General features: G+C 70.7%; 18 protein-coding genes. 17 read left to right on the top strand and 1 reads right to left on the bottom strand.

The genetic code is table 11. The annotated features are described in order from the left end of the window. The first annotated feature begins 104 nt into the window (after positions 1–104). From FLX08_RS21195 to aspS, 3 genes are read left to right on the top strand one after another with little or no spacing between them, the layout of a single operon-like run. On the top strand, positions 105–788 hold the full coding sequence (locus FLX08_RS21195; RefSeq protein WP_142620687.1) for an MBL fold metallo-hydrolase: 684 nt from the start codon (positions 105–107) through the stop codon (positions 786–788). Beyond that, on the top strand, positions 788–2,044 hold the full coding sequence (hisS, locus tag FLX08_RS21190; protein WP_142620623.1) for a histidine--tRNA ligase: 1,257 nt from the start codon (positions 788–790) through the stop codon (positions 2,042–2,044). The genes FLX08_RS21195 and hisS overlap by 1 nt, the downstream gene beginning before the upstream one ends. Further along, positions 2,041–3,807 (top strand): aspartate--tRNA ligase, encoded by a 1,767-nt coding sequence (gene aspS, locus FLX08_RS21185; RefSeq protein WP_142620622.1) that lies wholly within the window; start codon positions 2,041–2,043, stop codon positions 3,805–3,807. The genes hisS and aspS overlap by 4 nt, the downstream gene beginning before the upstream one ends. A 112-nt stretch (positions 3,808–3,919) precedes the next feature. On the opposite strand, the gene FLX08_RS21180 is transcribed toward aspS, so the two are convergent. Next, positions 3,920–4,798: a peptidylprolyl isomerase gene (locus tag FLX08_RS21180; protein ID WP_244312790.1), complete on the bottom strand. Its 879-nt coding sequence runs from the start codon at positions 4,796–4,798 to the stop codon at positions 3,920–3,922. 256 nt (positions 4,799–5,054) lie between these two features. Here FLX08_RS21180 and FLX08_RS21175 point away from each other — a divergent pair, with 256 nt between their 5' ends. The 14 genes from FLX08_RS21175 to FLX08_RS21110 all read left to right on the top strand — a co-directional run bounded on the left by FLX08_RS21175 (position 5,055) and on the right by FLX08_RS21110 (position 18,031). Beyond that, positions 5,055–5,522, top strand: a complete 468-nt coding sequence (locus FLX08_RS21175) for a DUF2231 domain-containing protein (protein ID WP_142620620.1) — start codon at positions 5,055–5,057, stop codon at positions 5,520–5,522. Positions 5,523–5,538: 16 nt separating this feature from the next. Continuing rightward, on the top strand, positions 5,539–6,858 hold the full coding sequence (locus FLX08_RS21170) for a replication-associated recombination protein A (protein ID WP_142620619.1): 1,320 nt from the start codon (positions 5,539–5,541) through the stop codon (positions 6,856–6,858). A gap of 196 nt (positions 6,859–7,054) precedes the next feature. Continuing rightward, positions 7,055–7,534, top strand: coding sequence for a DUF948 domain-containing protein (locus FLX08_RS21165; RefSeq protein ID WP_142620618.1), 480 nt, complete (start codon positions 7,055–7,057; stop codon positions 7,532–7,534). Next, positions 7,534–7,803, top strand: coding sequence for a hypothetical protein (locus FLX08_RS21160; protein ID WP_142620617.1), 270 nt, complete (start codon positions 7,534–7,536; stop codon positions 7,801–7,803). Before FLX08_RS21165 ends, FLX08_RS21160 begins: the two co-directional genes overlap by 1 nt. Before the next feature lies 1 nt (position 7,804). Continuing rightward, positions 7,805–10,477, top strand: a complete 2,673-nt coding sequence (gene alaS, locus FLX08_RS21155) for an alanine--tRNA ligase (protein WP_142620616.1) — start codon at positions 7,805–7,807, stop codon at positions 10,475–10,477. A 7-nt stretch (positions 10,478–10,484) separates the two neighbouring features. Then, positions 10,485–10,988 carry a Holliday junction resolvase RuvX gene (gene ruvX, locus FLX08_RS21150; protein ID WP_142620615.1) on the top strand — a complete coding sequence of 168 codons (504 nt, stop codon included), beginning with the start codon at positions 10,485–10,487 and terminating at the stop codon, positions 10,986–10,988. Beyond that, positions 10,985–12,019 carry an endolytic transglycosylase MltG gene (gene mltG, locus FLX08_RS21145; RefSeq protein WP_167530507.1) on the top strand — a complete coding sequence of 345 codons (1,035 nt, stop codon included), beginning with the start codon at positions 10,985–10,987 and terminating at the stop codon, positions 12,017–12,019. The genes ruvX and mltG (FLX08_RS21145) overlap by 4 nt, the downstream gene beginning before the upstream one ends. Before the next feature lie 213 nt (positions 12,020–12,232). Continuing rightward, positions 12,233–13,372, top strand: coding sequence for an endolytic transglycosylase MltG (mltG, locus tag FLX08_RS21140; RefSeq protein ID WP_244312789.1), 1,140 nt, complete (start codon positions 12,233–12,235; stop codon positions 13,370–13,372). After that, complete coding sequence (locus FLX08_RS21135; RefSeq protein WP_142620613.1) at positions 13,369–14,244, top strand: shikimate dehydrogenase; 876 nt, start codon at positions 13,369–13,371, stop codon at positions 14,242–14,244. The genes mltG (FLX08_RS21140) and FLX08_RS21135 overlap by 4 nt, the downstream gene beginning before the upstream one ends. A 338-nt stretch (positions 14,245–14,582) precedes the next feature. Then, positions 14,583–15,191, top strand: a complete 609-nt coding sequence (gene infC / locus FLX08_RS21130; RefSeq protein WP_142620612.1) for a translation initiation factor IF-3 — start codon at positions 14,583–14,585, stop codon at positions 15,189–15,191. Between the two features lie 140 nt (positions 15,192–15,331). Beyond that, positions 15,332–15,526, top strand: coding sequence for a 50S ribosomal protein L35 (rpmI, locus tag FLX08_RS21125; RefSeq protein WP_142620611.1), 195 nt, complete (start codon positions 15,332–15,334; stop codon positions 15,524–15,526). 22 nt (positions 15,527–15,548) lie between these two features. Then, the gene (gene rplT / locus FLX08_RS21120) at positions 15,549–15,929 is read left to right on the top strand and encodes a 50S ribosomal protein L20 (protein ID WP_139575007.1); all 381 of its coding nucleotides are present in this window, start codon (positions 15,549–15,551) and stop codon (positions 15,927–15,929) included. Between the two features lie 76 nt (positions 15,930–16,005). Next, positions 16,006–16,839: a TrmH family RNA methyltransferase gene (locus FLX08_RS21115; RefSeq protein WP_142620610.1), complete on the top strand. Its 834-nt coding sequence runs from the start codon at positions 16,006–16,008 to the stop codon at positions 16,837–16,839. A gap of 97 nt (positions 16,840–16,936) precedes the next feature. Further along, on the top strand, positions 16,937–18,031 hold the full coding sequence (locus FLX08_RS21110; protein ID WP_142620609.1) for a sensor histidine kinase: 1,095 nt from the start codon (positions 16,937–16,939) through the stop codon (positions 18,029–18,031). Positions 18,032–18,131: the final 100 nt, after the last annotated feature.

Raw genomic sequence — 18,131 nt, 5'->3', positions numbered from 1 at the left:
CTGACGGGTATTGGTTCGCAGCCTGCCGACCCGCACCGGTACCCTTCGGTTACATTCGCTCGCGCAATCCTTGATTGATCCGTAGAGACGCAGAGGCCGCTTCCGTGCTCGTCGCCGGGTTTCCCGCAGGGTCGTTCCAGACCAACTGTTACATCGTCGCTCCCGCAGCAGGCGAGGAGTGCGTGGTCATCGACCCAGGTCAGGACGCCGTGGAGGACCTCGACGCGCTGCTGCGCGAGCACCGGCTGAAGCCGGTCGCGGTGCTGCTCACCCACGGTCACATCGATCACGTGTGGTCGGTGGCCCCGGTGTGCGGCGCCCGCGACGTGCCCGCGTGGATCCATCCCGAGGATCGCGATCTGCTGTCGGACCCGGCGAAGGCGTTCCCGCCGCAGGCGGGCCAGGTCTTCGGCGGCCTGAAACTTTCCGAGCCCGACGACGTGCGGGAGCTGGCCGACGGGGCCGTGCTGTCGCTGGCCGGGCTGGAGCTCACGGTCGAGCACAGGCCGGGCCATACCAGGGGGTCGGTGACGTTCCGGACGCCCGTCGAGGACACCCAGGTCCTGTTCGCGGGCGACCTGCTGTTCGCCGGCTCCATCGGACGTACCGACCTGCCCGGCGGCGACCACGCCGCCATGCTGCGCAGCCTCGCGAAGACGCTGACGCTGCCGGACGAGACCACGGTCCTGCCCGGCCACGGACCTCAGACGACCATCGGCCGCGAGCGCGCGACCAACCCCTTCCTCAGGGACGTCGCGCCGCCCGCAGGCCCGACCAGGGGATTGTGATGACCTTTCAGGCGCCCAAGGGCACCTTCGACTGGATGCCCCCGCGTTCGGAGTGGGCTCTCGCCGTACGGGACGCCCTGGCCGCACCGGCCCGCCGCGCGGGCTACGGCTACATCGAGACGCCGGCCTTCGAGGACACGGCGCTGTTCTCGCGCGGCGTCGGCGAGTCGACCGACATCGTGACCAAGGAGATGTACACGTTCACGAGCCGGGGCGGCCAGTCGCTGACGCTGCGCCCCGAGGGCACCGCGAGCGTGATGCGGGCCGTGCTCGAACACGGCCTGTACGGCGGGCCGCTGCCGATCAAGCTCTGGTATTCGGGCAGCTACTTCCGCTACGAGCGGGCCCAGGCGGGGCGCTACCGGCACTTCTCGCAGGTGGGGGCGGAGGCCCTGGGGGCCGAGGACCCGGCGCTCGACGCCGAGCTGATCGTGCTGGCGATGGACGGCTACGCCTCGCTGGGCCTGCGCGGCGTGCGGCTGCTGCTGAACTCGCTCGGCTGCAAGGAGTGCCGCCCGGCCTACCGCGCCGCGCTGCAGGACTTCCTGCGCGGCCTGGACCTCGACGAGGCGACCCGCAACCGGATCGAGATCAACCCGCTGCGCGTGCTCGACGACAAGCGTCCCGAGGTGCGCGCGCAGATGGAGAACGCGCCGCTGGTCACCGATCACCTGTGCGGGGCCTGCAAGGCCTACCACGAGGAGGTCAGGGGCCTGCTGACGGCGGCCGGCGTGACGTACGAGGACGACCCCCGGCTCGTGCGCGGCCTGGACTACTACACGCGCACGACCTTCGAGTTCCTGCACGACGGCCTGGGCGCCCAGTCGGCGGTCGGCGGGGGAGGACGCTACGACGGGCTGAGCGAGCAGATCGGCGGCCCGGCGCTGCCCAGCGTGGGCTGGGCCCTCGGGGTGGACCGCACGGTGCTCGCGATGGAGGCCGAGGGCCTGCTGGCCGAGCGGCCCCGCGGCGTCGAGGTGTTCGCCGTGCCGCTTGGCGAGGAGGCCAGGAGGCGCGTGTTCCCGCTCGTGAGCGAGCTGCGCAGGGCCGGCCTCGCCGTCGACATGGCCTTCGGCGGCCGTGGCGTCAAGGGCGCGATGAAGGCCGCCGACCGCAGCGGCGCGCGGTACGCGCTCATCCTCGGCGACCGAGATATCGAGGCGGGCGCCGTGCAAGTGAAGGACCTGACCACAGCCGACCAGACCGCGGTTCCGTTCGCGGAGGTCGTCCAGTTCTTGAAGGGGAAACTCTCGTGATCCGCACCCACGAGGCAGGCACGCTCCGCAAGGAGCACGCGGGCCAGAAGGTGACGCTGGCCGGATGGGTGGCGCGCCGGCGCGACCACGGCGGCGTGGTCTTCATCGACCTGCGCGACGCCTCCGGCTCGGCCCAGGTGGTCTTCCGCGAGGAGGACCACGCCCACGACCTGCGCGCGGAATACTGCGTCAAGGTCACAGGCGAGGTACGCCAGCGTCCGGCCGGCAACGAGAACCCCGATCTGCCCACGGGCGAGATCGAGGTCGTCGCCTCCGAGGTGGAGGTGCTGAGCGAGTCGGCGCCGCTGCCGTTCCCGATCGAGGGCAGCTCCGGCGTGTCGGAGGAGGCGCGGCTGAAGTACCGCTACCTCGACATCCGCCGCCAGAAGATCGCCGACGCGCTGCGGATCCGCTCCCAGGCGACCTACCTCGCCAACGAGGTCATGCGCGAGCGCGGGTTCGTCTACGTCGAGACCCCGAACCTGACCCGCTCGACGCCCGAGGGCGCCCGCGACTTCCTGGTGCCCGTGCGGCTCCAGCCGGGCAACTGGTACGCCCTGCCGCAGTCGCCGCAGTTGTTCAAGCAGCTCCTCATGGTCTCCGGCCTGGAGCGCTACTACCAGCTCGCCCGCTGCTTCCGTGACGAGGACCTGCGGGCCGACCGGCAGCCCGAGTTCACCCAGATCGACATCGAGATGTCGTTCGTCGACCAGGACGACGTCATCGAGCTGGGCGAGGCGCTCATCGGCCGGATCTGGAAGGAGACGATCGGCTACGAGCTGCCGACGCCGCTGCCCCGGATGACGTACGCCGAGGCGATGGCGCGGTATGGGTCTGACAAGCCGGACCTGCGCTTCGGCGTCGAGCTGACCGACCTCACGGACTACTTCTCGGGCACCTCGTTCCGCGTCTTCCAGGCGCCGTACGTGGGCGCGGTCGTGATGCCCGGCGGCGCCTCGCAGACCCGCAGGGAGCTCGACGCCTGGCAGGAGTGGGCCAAGTCCCGCGGCGCGCGCGGCCTGGCGTACGTGCTGGTGCAGGAGGACGGCACGCTGGGCGGCCCGGTGGCCAAGAACCTGTCGGAGGCCGAGCTGGGCGGCCTCGCCGAGGCGACCGGCGCCAAGCCCGGTGACGCGATCTTCTTCGCGGCCGGCGCGCCCGCGGCCTCGCGCGACCTGCTCGGCGCGGCCCGCCTCGAGATCGGCCGCCGCTGCGACCTGATCGACGAGTCGCAGTGGTCGTTCCTGTGGATCGTCGACGCCCCGATGTTCGAGCCTGTGCTTAACGAGACTGGCGGCGAGGGCGGCTGGACCCCGGTCCACCACCCGTTCACCTCTCCCAAGCCGGAGTGGGCCGACAACTTCCAGGACCACCCGGGCGAGGCCCTGGCGTACGCGTACGACATGGTCTGCAACGGCATGGAGATCGGCGGCGGCTCGATCCGTATCCACCGCGCCGAGATGCAGCAGCGCGTGTTCGACGTGCTCGGCATCTCCAAGGAGGAGGCCGAGAACAAGTTCGGCTGGCTGCTCGAGGCGTTCAAGTACGGCCCGCCGCCGCACGGAGGCATCGCCTACGGCTGGGACCGCATCTGCATGCTGCTGGCGGGCGGCGAGTCGATCCGGGACGTCATCGCGTTCCCGAAGACGGCGTCCGGCTATGACCCGCTGAGCGGCGCGCCCACCCCGATCACGCCGGACCAGCGCAAGGAGGCCGGCGTGGACGCCACGCCGAAGGCCGACAAGCCCGAGCCCGCGCAGTAGACGGCAGAAGCAGTAGACGCCAGAAGCTGTAGCCGGCGGAAACGGCAGGCGGCAGAACGCGAGACGGCCCCCGCGACATCGGTCGCGGGGGCCGTCTCGTGTCCGGGGCCGGTCAGACGATGGCCACGTCCTTGATCACGACCCTCTTCTTGGGGGCGTTGGAGCCCTCGCCCCGCACGTCGGCCGTGGGGTCGCCGTTGAACGGGATGATGCCGCCCTTGGCGATCTTGTCGATGATGTCCATGCCCTTGCTCACGACACCGATCATCGTGAAGGCCGCGCCCATGGCGGTCAGCTGGGTGTTCTCGTCCGTGAAGGAGATGAAGAACTGGCTGCCGTTGGAGTTGGCGTCCTCCGTGGCCTGCGCCAGCCCGACCGTGCCGCGGGCGAGCGGCATCCCGCCGAGGTTCTCGTCGTTGAACACGTATCCCGGGCCGCCCGCGCCGTCGTTCTTGTTCTTGCCGTCGCCCTTGGCCAGCGGGTCGCCGCACTGCAGCATGCCGAGGCCGACGGTCTCCACCGTCGCGAGGCGGTGGCAGACGGTGTTGTCGAAGAAGTTCTTCTTGGCCAGGAACGCGAAGGAGTTCACCGCGCACGGCACGTCCCTGGTGGCCAGGTCGATGACGATCCGGCCCTGGTTCGTGGTGATGACCATCTTCTTGGCCGCGATGACCGACCTGCTCAGCTTGCTGGGCGGGAAGCCCACGAACTTCGCCGGGGCGCCCGTGTCGTCCTTGCGATACTCGCAGGTGACCTGACGCAGGCTGGTGGGCTGCGCCGACGGCGTGGGCTGCGTCAGCTCGGTGTGCGTCACCTTGGGGCCCTCGGAGTCGGAGGCCGAGGGCGAGGCCGACGGAGTGGCCTCGGCTGTGCTGGCCGACCCGTCACTGCAGGCCACAAGGCTGCCCGCCAGCGCGAGGAGCCCCAGCCCGGCGCCGAGGGTGCTCCGCAGGCGGCGACGGGGGGTGGTCGCGCGCCCGGTCGTGCTCACGCGCGAAGCCGGTTGCTTCTGCCGATCAGTGTCGGTCACCGCTATGCCTTCCCTTTCCCCTTTTGTTACGACTGAGGCGCCACTCTATCCGTGATCCCGTTGGCTCCGTGTAAATCGGACGTCCCAGGGGTATCACGACGGTTTGCGCTCATCTTGCTCTCAGATCTGCCTGAGAACCTCCTGGCGAGCGAATCCGTACACCGGGGGACGGTTCGCAATCCGCGCCCCGGCCGCCGTCCCAGGAGGCGTTGCAACGATGTTCGACCAGGTCTTCGGACTCCCGGCCCATGCCCTCATCGTCCACGCGGCGGTGATCTTCGTGCCGCTGCTCGCGGCGCTGTCGATCGCGTACGCCGTGCTGCCCCGCCTGCGGCACAAGCTCGACTGGGCCCTGGTGGCGACCGCCGTGGTGGCCCTCGGTGCGGCGTTCGCGGCGAAGGAGAGCGGGGAGGCGCTGGAGCAGCGGCTGTTCCAGGGCCGCCCGTCTCCGGCGATCGATCTCCACAGCGGGTTCGCGGACACCCTCGTGCCGGTGACCGCGGTGCTGACCGTCGCGTCCCTGCTGATGGTGTGGCTCACCCGGGCCCGCCGCGCCCCCGAGGGCGGCGGCTCGCGGGCCGTCACCCTGGTCGTGTCGGCCGCCTCCGTGATCCTCGCCGTGATCGTCGGCTACTACGTCATACGGACCGGGCACACGGGTGCGACGGCCGTGTGGGGCGGCTGACGGTAGTGTCGGCGATGTGGAGAGCCTGTTCGATTCGGCCGCCGAGGAGGCGCATCGGGGCCAGGAGCCGCTGGCCGTGCGGATGCGGCCACGCTCGCTGGAGGAGGTGATCGGCCAGCGGCATCTGCTGGGACCCGGCACGCCGCTGCGCCGGCTGGTGGAGAGCGACGCGCCGATGTCGCTGTTCCTGTGGGGACCCCCGGGCACCGGCAAGACCACGCTGGCCTACGTCGTGGCGGGCGCGACCAAGCGGAGGTTCGTGGAGATCTCGGCCGTCTCCGCCGGGGTCAAGGACGTGCGGGCCGCCATCGACCAGGCCCGCCGCGAGCTCGGCATGACCGGCAGGCAGACCGTGCTGTTCGTGGACGAGGTCCACCGGTTCAACAAGGCGCAGCAGGACGCGCTGCTACCGGCGGTGGAGAACCGCTGGGTCACGTTCATCGGCGCGACCACCGAGAACCCGTTCTTCTCCGTCATCTCCCCGCTGCTGTCCCGCTCGCTGCTGCTCACCCTCGAACCGCTGGCCGAAGACGACATCCGGGGCGTCCTTGAGCGCGCGGTGACCGACCCGCGCGGCCTCGACGGGCGCGTCACGCTGCACCCCGACGCCCTCGACCAGCTCGTACGGCTGGCCGGCGGCGACGCCCGGCGCTCGCTGACCTACCTGGAGGCCGCCGCGATGCTGGCCGACGGGGTCGCCGCCGAGGTCACGGTGGAGGTCGTGGAGAAGGCCGTCGACAAGGCGGCCGTGCGCTACGACCGCCAGGGCGACCAGCACTACGACGTGGTCAGCGCGTTCATCAAGAGCATGCGGGGCTCGGACGCCGACGCGGCGCTGCACTACCTCGCCCGGATGGTGGAGGCGGGGGAGGACCCGCGGTTCATCGCCCGCCGGATCGTGATCTTCGCCAGCGAGGACGTGGGGATGGCCGATCCCACGTGCCTGCAGGTCGCGGTGGCCGCCGCCCACGCCGTGGAGTTCATCGGCCTGCCCGAGGGCAGGATCAACCTCGCCCAGGCCGTCATCCACTGCGCGCTGGCGCCCAAGTCGAACGCGGTGGTGAAGGCGATCGGCGCGGCCTCCGACGACGTGCGGCGCGGGATGGTGGGCCGCATCCCCGACCACCTGCGCGACGCCCACTATCCGGGCGCGAAGAAGCTCGGCCACGGCAAGGGCTACCAATACCCGCACGACTTCGAGCACGGCCTCGTCCGCCAGGACTACGCACCCGAGGAGTTGCGGGAGCGCCGCTACTACGAGCCGACCACGCACGGCGCGGAGGCGCGGTTCGCCGAACGCTGGGCGAAGATCAGGAGCTTCCTGCGCGGCGGCTGAGCCCCCGGCGCGCGGCCGGGCGTGTGCCGCGGAGCAGCCCTTCGGCGTGTGATGCGGAGCAGCCCTTCCGCGTGATGCGGAGCAGTCTTGCGTGTGTGATGCGGAGCAGCCTTACGTGTGTGGTGCGGAACGGCGGGCAGGTCGTTCGCGGTAAGGTCTTGCCATTCCAGCTCCGTTGATCTAGGGAGATCGGCACATGCTTACCGCGGGAGAGCTGGCGGGCCTCGTGGTCGCCATTTTCTGGGTGATCCTGGTCTGCTTCCTGGTCGTCGTGCTGGTCAGGCTGGCCAGACTGCTGACCGAGACCCGCAAGTCGGTGGCCGAGCTGAGCGACCGCATCGCCCCGCTCCTCGACGACATGAGCCAGACCGTCTCCGAGGCCAACCGGCGGCTGGCCGCCGCCGAGGAGATCACGGACAACATGCGTGACGTCAGCGGCAACATGGTCAAGATCACCGGGGTGGCGTCCACGCTGCTCGCCGGCCCTGTGCTCAAGATCTCCGCTTTCAGGGACGGCTTCCGTGTGGCGCTGGCCCGGCGCGCCTCCCGCAGGGTTCCGGCCCGGCGGGTCGCCCGCGGCGGTCCCCGCACCGGCCCCCGGACGGCGGACAGGATCGGCGAGCGGCACGCGGCCGAGCGAGCCGTGGAGCGCCGGGCCATCGGGAGGGGACGCTGATGATCCGGCGGCTCTTCTACATGTCCCTGGGCGCGTTCCTCACGGTCTGGACCATGCGTAAGCTTCAGTCGTTGCGGCCTGACCACGTGGCCAGGCGAACGGCCGACCGCGCGGTGACCCTCGCGGATCAGCTCAGGGACTTCGCCGGCGAGGTGCGCCGGGAGTCGGCGAGCAGGGAAACCGAGTTGCGCGCGGAGTTCGGGCTCGACACGGTTGATAGCAGCACCACAGGCAAGAACAAAATCTACGACGTAAAGGACGGCCGCTGAAATGGAGTCGGCAGAGATCGCGCGCCGCTTCCTGCGCTTCTTCGAGGAGCGCGGGCACACAGTCGTGCCCTCGGCCAGCCTGGTCGCCGAGGACCCGACACTGCTTCTCGTGAACGCGGGGATGGTCCCGTTCAAGCCCTACTTCCTGGCGCAGCAGACGCCGCCCTACCGGCGGGCGACCAGCGCCCAGAAGGTCATGCGCACCCTCGACATCGACGAGGTCGGCAAGACCACCCGCCACGCCAGCTTCTTCCAGATGCTCGGCAACTTCTCCTTCGGCGACTACTTCAAGGAGCAGGCGATCCCGTTCGCCTGGGAGCTGCTGACGCGGCCCGAGTCCGAGGGGGGCTTCGGCTTCCCCGAGGAGCGCCTGTGGGCGACCGTCTATCTGGACGACGACGAGGCCCAGGACATCTGGCACCGCAAGGTGGGCCTGCCGCTCGACCGCATCCAGCGCCGTGACCTCGCCGACAACTACTGGCACATGGGCGTGCCCGGGCCCGGCGGGCCGTGCTCGGAGATCTACTACGACCGCGGCCCCGAGTATGGCCGCGAGGGCGGGCCGATCGCCGACGAGAACCGCTACCTCGAGGTGTGGAACCTCGTCTTCATGCAGTTCCAGCTCAGCCAGGTGCGCAGCAAGATCGACTTTGACGTCGCGGGCGAGCTGCCGGCGAAGAACATCGACACCGGCATGGGCCTGGAGCGAATGGCGGCCATCCTCCAGGGCGTCGACAACATCTACGAGATCGACACCACGTACAAGATCCTCGACACGGCGGCCGAGCTGACCCGGTCGCGCTACGGGCGCGACAAGCGCGCCGACGTGTCGCTGCGGGTGATCGCCGACCACATGCGGGCGGGCGTCATGCTCGTCGGCGACGGCGTGCTGCCGTCCAACGAGGGCCGCGGCTACGTGCTGCGCCGCATGCTGCGCCGCGCGATCCGCAACCTCCGCCTGCTCGGCGCGGGCGAGGAGCGGCACATGCACGCGCTCACCGCCGTCACCATCGACGTGATGGGTGAGCAGTATCCCGAGCTCAAGGCCGACGCCGCCAACATCCACACGGTCATCGACGCCGAGGAGGCGTCGTTCCTCGGCACGCTCCGCACCGGTACGGCCATCTTCGACGTCGCGGTGGAGGAGACCAAGCGCAAGGGTGTCTCGACGCTCAGCGGCGACCAGGCGTTCCAGCTCCACGACACCTACGGCTTCCCGATCGATCTCACCCTGGAGATGGCGGCCGAGCAGGGCCTCCAGGTGGACGAGGAGGGCTTCCGCCGGCTCATGAAGGAGCAGCGGGACCGCGCCAAGGCCGACGCCGCGGCGAAGAAGACCGGCAACGCCGACATCTCGGTGTTCACCGGCATCCTGGAGAAGTCCGGGAAGGTCGACTTCCTCGGCTACGACCACACCACCGCCGAGGCCAACGTCATCGGCCTGCTCGTCGACGGCGCGTCGGTTCCGGCGGCGGGCGCGGGGACCACGCTGGAGGTCGTGCTCGACCGCACCCCGTTCTACGCGGAGGGCGGTGGCCAGCTCTCCGACCAGGGCCTGATCCGCACCGGCGGCGCGGAGATCGAGATCGTCGACGTCCAGTCGCCGGTGGCCGGCCTCATCGTGCACCGCGGCAAGGTGCGCACGGGCGAGGTGCGGGTCGGCGACCAGGCACAGGCCGACATCGACCTGGAGCGGCGCCGCGCGATCTCCCGCAGCCACACCGCGACCCACCTGGTCCACCGGGGCTTCCGCAACGCCCTGGGCGAGTCGGCGGCCCAGGCGGGCTCGGAGAACTCCCCGGGCCGCTTCCGCTTCGACTTCACCGCGGCCGGGGCGGTCTCCCCGTCCATGCTGCGCGACGTCGAAGACGAGGTGAACGCCGTCCTGATCAACGACCTCAAGGTCAACGCGTTCTACACCAGCCAGGCGCAGGCCCGCGCGATGGGCGCGCTCGCGCTGTTCGGCGAGAAGTACGGCGACGAGGTCCGCGTGGTCGAGGTCGGCGACTACTCCCGCGAGCTGTGCGGGGGCACGCACGTCGCCAGCTCCGGCCAGCTCGGTCTCGTGAAGGTGCTGGGCGAGTCGTCCATCGGCGCAGGCGTGCGCCGTGTGGAGGCGCTCGTCGGCCTCGACGCGTTCCGGTTCCTGGCCCGCGAGAGCGTGCTGGTCGCGCAGCTCAGCGAGCAGCTCAAGACCCGCCGCGAGGAGCTGCCCGAGCGCATCGAGGGCATCGTCACCCGCCTGCGCACGGCCGAGAAGGAGCTGGAGAAGCTGCGCTCGGCCCAGGTGCTCGCGGTCGCCGGCGAGCTCGCCGCGCAGGCCCGCGACGTGCACGGCGTCTCCGTGGTGACGCACCGCGCGCCTGATGGCACCACCCCCGACGACCTGCGTAAACTCGCCCTCGATGTGCGCGGCAGGTTCCCTGGCGACCGCGCCGCGGTCGTCGTCGTCTCCGGCGTCCCCTCCGACCGGCCGGTCGTCGTCGCCGCGGTCAATGAGGCGGGACGCGAGCGCGGCCTGAAGGCGGGCCGGCTCGTCGGCGTCGCCGCCAAGGCACTCGGGGGTGGCGGTGGCGGCAAGGACGACGTGGCCCAGGGCGGCGGCACGCGGCCGGAGGCGATCGGCGACGCGCTTCGCGCGGTCGAGGAGGCCATCTCCTCCACGGTGGCGTGAGCGGCCGATGAGGCACGGCGTCAGGATCGGAGTCGACGTCGGCTCCGTCCGCATCGGCGTGGCCCGCAGCGACCCGTCGGGTCTGCTGGCCACGCCGGTGGAGACCGTCCGGCGCGGCCGGGGCGACCTCGCGAGGATCGCCGAGATCACGGCCGAGCACGAGGCGATCGAGATCGTGGTCGGGCTGCCCACGTCGCTGTCGGGCAGGGAGAGCCACGCCGCCGGGGCGGCGCGCGAGTTCGCCGCGCGGCTGGCCCCGCGGGTGGCTCCGGTCCCGATCCGGCTGGTGGACGAGCGGCTCACCACCGTCAGCGCCCAGCAGGGTCTGCGTTCCAGCGGCGTGAAGGCCCGCAACCAGCGTGACGTGATCGACCAGGCGGCGGCCGTCGTGCTGCTGCAGGCTGCGCTCGACGGCGAGCGGGCCACCGGCAATCCCCCCGGCAGACCTCTCGAACCACCGCGGCCCGGCGCCGGGCCCGGTGAGGAAGCGAGCGGCGGGACCGCACGGTGAAGCGGACCGTGGCCGCCGTGGCCGGGGGGCTCGCCCTGGTCGCGGCGGCGGTGACGTACGGCGTGCACCAGGTGGTCGGGCAGTCCGACGAGGCCCCCGACTTCTCCGGCGACGGCACGGGGACGGTCACGATCGAGATCAGGCCGGGGGCGAGCGCCGCCGAGATCGGCAAGACGCTGGAGCGGGCCGGTGTGGTGGCCAGCGCCCAGTCGTTCGTCGAGCAGGTCATCATGCGGTCCAAGGAGAGCGGCCTGCACCCGGGTCGTTACACGATGCGGCGGCGCATGGCCGCCGCCGGCGCCCTCGACCTGCTGCTCGCGCCCGCGAGCAGAATCGTGCGCACGGTCACCGTGCCCGAGGGGCTGCGCACGAGCGAGGTGCTGCGCATCCTCGCGGAGCGCACCGGCATCCCGCTGAAGGACTTCACCACCGCCGTCGCCGAGCCCCGGAGCCTGCGTCTGCCCGCGTACGCCGAGGGGGAGACCGAGGGGTTCCTGTTCCCCGCGACGTACGAGATCGAGCCGGAGATGACCGCCGTCGACCTGCTCAGGAAGATGGTGGCCCGGTTCCGCGTCGCGGCCGAGAAGGTGCGGCTCAAGGAGCTGGCGCCGCGGGTGAAGCTCACGCCCAGACAGGCGGTGACGGTCGCCAGCATCGTGCAGGCCGAGGGGGGTGTCCCGGCCGACTACCCCAAGATCGCCAGAGTGGTGTACAACCGTCTCGCGCGGGGCGCGAAGCTGGAGATGGACAGCACCATCAACTACGCGCTGGACCGCCACACCCTCAAGGTCAGCATCGAGGACACGCGGGTCGACTCGCCCTACAACACCTACGCGCGTCCCGGGCTGCCGCCCGGGCCCATCGGCAACCCGGGGGAGAGCGCGCTCACCGCCGCCCTCCACCCCGCCGAGGGCACGTGGTACTGGTTCGTGACCACAGATCCTCGTCGTAAAATCACCAAATTCACTGACAAAGAGGTGGAGTTCCGGAAATATCGGGAGGAGCTGAACAGGTATCTCGGGACGAACTGATCGCCTCCCGGGGCATCCGCGCGGCTCCGCCTCGCGGGTTCCCTATTGCGCTCGGTGCGTCCGCACGGCCCCGCCACCCCCGGGCGGGGCTCCATATATCGGGAACGCCCCCCGCGGAACCCCCTGTCCCGAACCCCCTCGGTTTGGCACACTCGCTTGACGGGAGGCCTCTCGTACCGAGAGATTGGCCAGCGCACTATGAATGATCTGGACATGGACTTCCTGCTCGGCGCCGAGGACGACGACGGTCCTCCCCGGCGCCGGCCCCCTGGCAGCCGGACCCAGCAGCGGCGCAGCCGCAAACGCCGCAAGAAGCAGCGGCGCAAGGGCAGGGTCGCCACGCTTTTCGCCATTGTGATCATCGTCGGGGTCCTCGGGGGCCTCGGCTATTTCGGATTCACCTGGGCACGCAGCGTGATGATCCCCAAGGACTTCACCGGGGAGGGACGCGGCGAGGTCGTCGTCGAGATCGAGGAGGGCGCGAGCGCCACCGACGTCGCCCAGATGCTGGAGGACGAGGGCGTGGTGGCCAGCGCGCGGGCGTTCATCAACGCCATCGGCGCGGCAGGGAAGAGCTCCTCGCTCCAGCCGGGCCAGTATGAGATGCGCAAGGGTATGTCCTCAGAGTCGGCCCTGGCCCTGCTCGACCCCAAGAACCGGGTGCTCAACCGGCTGACCATCCGCGAGGGGCTGCGGCTCAGCAAGATCTACGAGGAGCTGTCCACCGCCACCGGCAGGCCCGTCGACGACTTCAAGAAGGCCGCCCGCGCCGACATCGGACTTCCCTCGTACGCCAAGGGCCGTCTTGAGGGCTTCGCGTTCCCCGCGACGTACGAGATCAGCAGCAAGCTCACCCCGCAGCAGATCCTCACCAAGATGGTCGACCGGTTCAACCAGACCGCGGACCGGGTCGACCTGGAGGGCCAGGCGAAGCAGCTGGGCTTCACCCCCAAGCAGATCATCACCATCGCCAGCATCGTGCAGGCGGAGTCCGGCAGCGCCGAGGACATGCCGAAGGTCGCCCGGGTCATCTACAACCGGCTGACCTCCAACCCCCAGATGAAGCTGGGCATGGACAGCACGGTCATGTACGGCCTGAACAAGTACGGCATCGCGGCCTCGCACGCCGACCTGGAGAGCACGTCGCGGTACAACACCTACAAGTACTTCGGCCTGCCGCCCGGCCCGATCAGCAACCCCGGCGACCACGCGATCGAGGCCGCGCTGCACCCGGCGGACGGCAACTGGCTCTACTTCGTGACGGTCGACCCCAAGCGGGGCATCACCAAGTTCACCGACAAGGAGTCGGAGTTCTGGAAGCTCCGCGACGAGTTCAACAGGAACAACAAATGACCGTGACCGGCCAGGGGACCGGGCAGGGGACCGGCCAGGGGATCGGCCGCCGCGCCGCCGTGCTGGGCTCCCCGATCGCGCACTCGCTCTCCCCGGTCCTGCACCGGGCGGCGTACGCGGCGATGGGCCTGCACGACTGGCGCTACGACGCGATCGAGTGCGCCGAGGACGGACTGGCGGGCCTTATCGGCGGGTTCGGCCCGGAGTGGGCCGGTCTGTCGCTCACGATGCCGCTCAAGCGCGTCGTGCTGCCGCTGCTCGACACCGTCTCCGACCTCGCGCTGGCGGTCGGGGGCGCCAACACGGTGGTGTTCCGCGACGGCGCGCGGCACGGCGAGAACACCGACGTCTACGGCATCGTCCAGGCGCTCGCGGAGGCGGGCGTGTCCGCGCCGGCCTCCGCGGTCGTCCTCGGCGGCGGCGCCACGGCGGCCTCGGCCGTCGCCGCCCTGCGGGAGACGGGCCTCGCGGAGGTCACGCTGGTCGTGCGCGATCCGGGCCGCGCGGAGGAGACCCTGCGGGTCGCCGAGCGGCTCGGCACGACCGTGACCGTGCGGTCCTTCGACGACCTCGATCCCGAGGCCGATCTGGTGGTCTCCACGCTGCCGTCCGGCGCCGCCGACGCGCTCGCCGAGCGGGTCGCGGCTGGCCTGCCCGAGAAGGCGGCGCTGTTCGACGTCGTCTACGCGCCCTGGCCGACGCCGCTGGCGACGGCGGTGGAGGCGCGGGGGCGCACCGTGATCGGCGGCCTCCCGATGCTGCTGCACCAGGCCGTGCGGCAGGTCGAGCTGATGACCGGCCGTTCGAACGTGCCGGTGGAGGCAATGCGCGCCGCCGGCGAGGCCGAGATCGCCCGCCGCGCGGCCTCCTGAGCAGCACCATGACCTCCTGAGCGGCACCATGACCTCCTGAGCGGCACCATGACCTCCTGAGCGGCACCATGAGCGGAGCCTGGGGCACCCCACGGGGGCCCCAGGAATACGTCGGGGAAGCTTCGGGTTTGTGGTAGCGTAGGAACTCGATCGGTCCGGCATGAGCTGGACGCGCAAGCGGAGGTCCTCCTCCCACCTGCTCCGCCGAAAGGCGGACGGGTCAAGGATCACACCGGAGTTTTCGGCAGGAGAGCTCAGTGACCCCGCATGCGTGACGTGCGGGGTTTTGTTTTTATACTCCGCACGGTCGAGACAAGCGGAAGTCTTTTGGAGGTCCCATCAGCACCGAGCCCCGCATCAACGACCGTATTCGCGTGCCCGAGGTGCGCCTCGTCGGCCCGAACGGCGAACAGGTCGGCATCGTCTCCATTGGCGACGCACTGAAGCTGGCGCAGGAGAGCGATCTCGACCTGGTGGAGGTCGCGGCCACGGCCCGCCCGCCCGTCTGCAAGCTCATGGACTACGGCAAGTTCAAGTACGAGTCGGCCATGAAGGCACGCGAGGCCCGCCGCAACCAGGCGCACACGATCATCAAGGAGATCAAGCTCCGGCCGAAGATCGACCCGCACGACTACGAGACCAAGAAGGGTCACGTCGTGCGCTTCCTGAAGGCGGGAGACAAGGTCAAGGTCACGATCATGTTCCGGGGCCGCGAGCAGTCCCGGCCAGAGCTGGGCTTCCGGCTCCTGCAGCGCCTCGCAGAGGATGTCACCGACCTGGGGTTCGTCGAGTCGCAGCCGAAGCAGGACGGTCGCAACATGATCATGGTGATCGGGCCGCACAAGAAGAAGGCCGAGGCGAAGGCCGAGAAGGCCGCCGCCAAGGCCCGCGGCACCGGCCAGCAGGACGCGGAGCCCGCCGAGGAGCAGGCCGCGCAGCCGCAGTGACGCCCGCCTGAACCACCAGGCGGGGCGCCGCAGACATTCACGGAAACCGAGACCGGGACGGTCTCGCGGAGTAAGCAGGCCGTCGGCCCGGGTTACCGGCCCGGGCCGTCGGCACGGACGAAAGAGGAGAGACGGCTGAGATGCCGAAGATGAAGACGCACAGCGGTGCGAAGAAGCGGTTCCGGCTCACCGGATCCGGCAAGGTTGTCCGCCGCCGCGCCAACCGGCAGCACCTGTTCGAGCACAAGCCGTCCACTCGCACGCGCCGTCTCGAGGGCGTCGTCGTCTTGTCCGACGCCGACACCAAGAAGATCAAGAAGCTGCTCGCGAAGTAACGACCCGGGGAGATAGAACAACATGGCACGCGTTAAGCGGGCGCTCAACGCCAAGAAGAAGCGCCGGGTCGTCCTCGAGCGGGCGAGCGGTTACCGGGGGCAGCGGTCGCGGCTCTACCGCAAGGCCAAGGAGCAGATGCTCCACTCGATGACCTATGCGTACCGGGACCGCAAGGACAAGAAGGGCACGTTCCGCCGGCTGTGGATCCAGCGGATCAACGCCGCGGCCCGCGCCAACGGCATCACGTACAACCGGTTCATCCAGGGTCTGCGCCTGGCCGGCATCGAGGTGGACCGCAAGATCCTCGCGGACCTCGCGGTGAACGACACGCAGACCTTCGCCACGCTGGTCGAGTCCGCCCGCAAGGCGCTCCCTTCCGACGTGAACGCGCCGGTCGCCTGAGACCTGCACCTGCGCACACACGAGGGCCCGTCGCCTGCGGCGGGCCCTCATCCACGTCGAGGGGGGACATGCGGGCATGGCGGAGCTCACCAACATCAAGTCGCCGCGCGTCAAGGCGGCCCGCAGGCTGACCAAGCGCGCGTTCCGCGACCGCGACCGGGCGTTCCTGGCGGAAGGGCCGCAGGCGGTCCGTGAGGCGCTCGCACTCAAGGACGTGACGGTCGAGCTGTTCACGACGGTCGAGGCGGAGACGCGGCACGCCGACATCGTGGCCGCCGCCGTCGCGGCGGGGGTCCCGGTCCACCGGGCGAGCGGCGAGGTCATGTCGGAGCTGACCCAGACGGTCACCCCGCAGGGCCTGCTCGCCGTGTGCCGGTTCGTGCACGTGCCGCTGCCTGAGGCGGTGCCGCGGGGAGCCCGGCTGGTGGCGATCCTCGCCCACGTGCGCGACCCCGGCAACGCGGGGACCGTCCTGCGCACCGCCGACGCCGCGGGCGCCGACTCGGTGGTGTTCACCGACGCGTCGGTCGACCCGTACAACGGCAAGTGCGTGCGGGCCAGCGCTGGGAGCCTTTTCCACCTGCCGGTCGTGACCGGAACTCCCGTGGCGGACGCCGTGCGGCACGCGAAGGAGGCGGGGCTGCGCGTGTTCGCGGCCGACGGCGCCGGCACCCGGACGCTCGACGAGGTCGCCCTGGACACACCCGCCGCCTGGCTGTTCGGCAACGAGGCGTGGGGACTGCCGCCCGAGCTCCTCGCGCTGGCCGACGAGGTGGTGCGCGTCCCGATTTACGGGCGGGCGGAAAGCCTGAATCTCGCCACCGCCGCCGCGGTCTGCCTGTACGCCTCCGCGCGCGCTCAACGGCAGACCTTACATTCCGTGGAAGATCCCACTACCCCGGCGCTCTGAGGCTGCTGCCGGGCCCGGGAAACCCGCTATTGTCGGCGAAGGAGTCGCGCAGGACGTCGGCGGCGCGCGCAGTTCCGGAGCTCGAGGAGGCGGTCTCGTGCGAGGTGACGACACCCCCGGCGGCGCCCTTGCAGGGGACGCCGGAGGGCGGGCGCACATCGACGTCGACGACCTTCCCGACGGCCTCGTCGCCACCGACGCCGACGGCGTGATCCTGATGGTCAACAGGGCCGCCGAGCGGCTGACCGGGGTGACCCGTGAGGCGGCGGTGGGCAGGCCCATCGGCGACGTGCTGCCGATGCGCGACCAGGACGGCCGCGACTGGTGGAAGTGGCTCGACCCGCACGGCGGGCTGTCCATCCGCAGCCGTCAGCCGGAACGGCCGCTGCACCTGCCCGGCCGCCAGGAGATGCTGGTCGCCGCGCGCTTCGTCCGCACGCCGCCGCGTGGCGGCCGGGTGGAGCGCGTCGTGATCACGCTGCGCGACGCCTCGGCGCGCGCCCGGATCGAGCGCAGCCGCGCCGACCTGGTCTCGACCGTGGCCCACGAGCTGCGCTCGCCGCTGACCAGCGTCAAGGGGTTCACCGCGACGCTGCTGGCCAAGTGGGACCGCTTCACCGACGCCCAGAAGCGCGTGATGCTGGAGACGGTCAACGCGGACGCCGACCGGGTGACGCGGCTGATCACCGAACTGCTCGACGTCTCGCGCATCGAGTCGGGCCGGCTGGAGATCCACCGCCAGGTCGTGGACGTGCCGGCCCGGGCCCGCAGGATCATCGCGGGCCGGGTGGCGGCGGGGGAGCCGGAGGACCGTTTCCAGCTGGACGTCCTCGGCGAACTGCCGGAGATGTGGCTCGATCAGGACAAGATTGACCAGATTCTCGCGAACCTGGTGGAAAACGCGGTGCGCCACGGACGCGGTACGGTGACCATAGTGGTGGAGCCGGTCGAATGGGGAGTGGCGGTGTCGGTGCGGGACCAGGGTGAGGGCGTGGCGCCCGAGCTGGTCGGCCGTGTCTTCCGCCAGTTCTGGCGGGGCAACGGCCGCCGCCGTGGGGGGACCGGCCTCGGTCTTTTCATCGTCAAGGGTCTCGTCGAGGCCCACGGCGGCACCATCAGCGTGCAGCGCGCGCCCGGCGGCGGCGCGGAGTTCCGATTTACCTTGCCCACCGGCACCCCTGAATTCGCCTGAGCCTTTCCACAGGCCGATCGCGCGGAGGACGGCCCGGTGGGCTGATCGGACTAGACTCGTTGCCGCTGAGCGCAGGGCGCTCGCAGGCCCCTGGATACGG

It is taken from the genome of Microbispora hainanensis, assembly GCF_006874475.1.
Classification (GTDB): Bacteria; Actinomycetota; Actinomycetes; order Streptosporangiales; family Streptosporangiaceae; genus Microbispora; species Microbispora hainanensis.
Note: the sequence above shows the minus strand (reverse complement) of the source record. Positions and strands in the feature narration are given on the sequence as shown.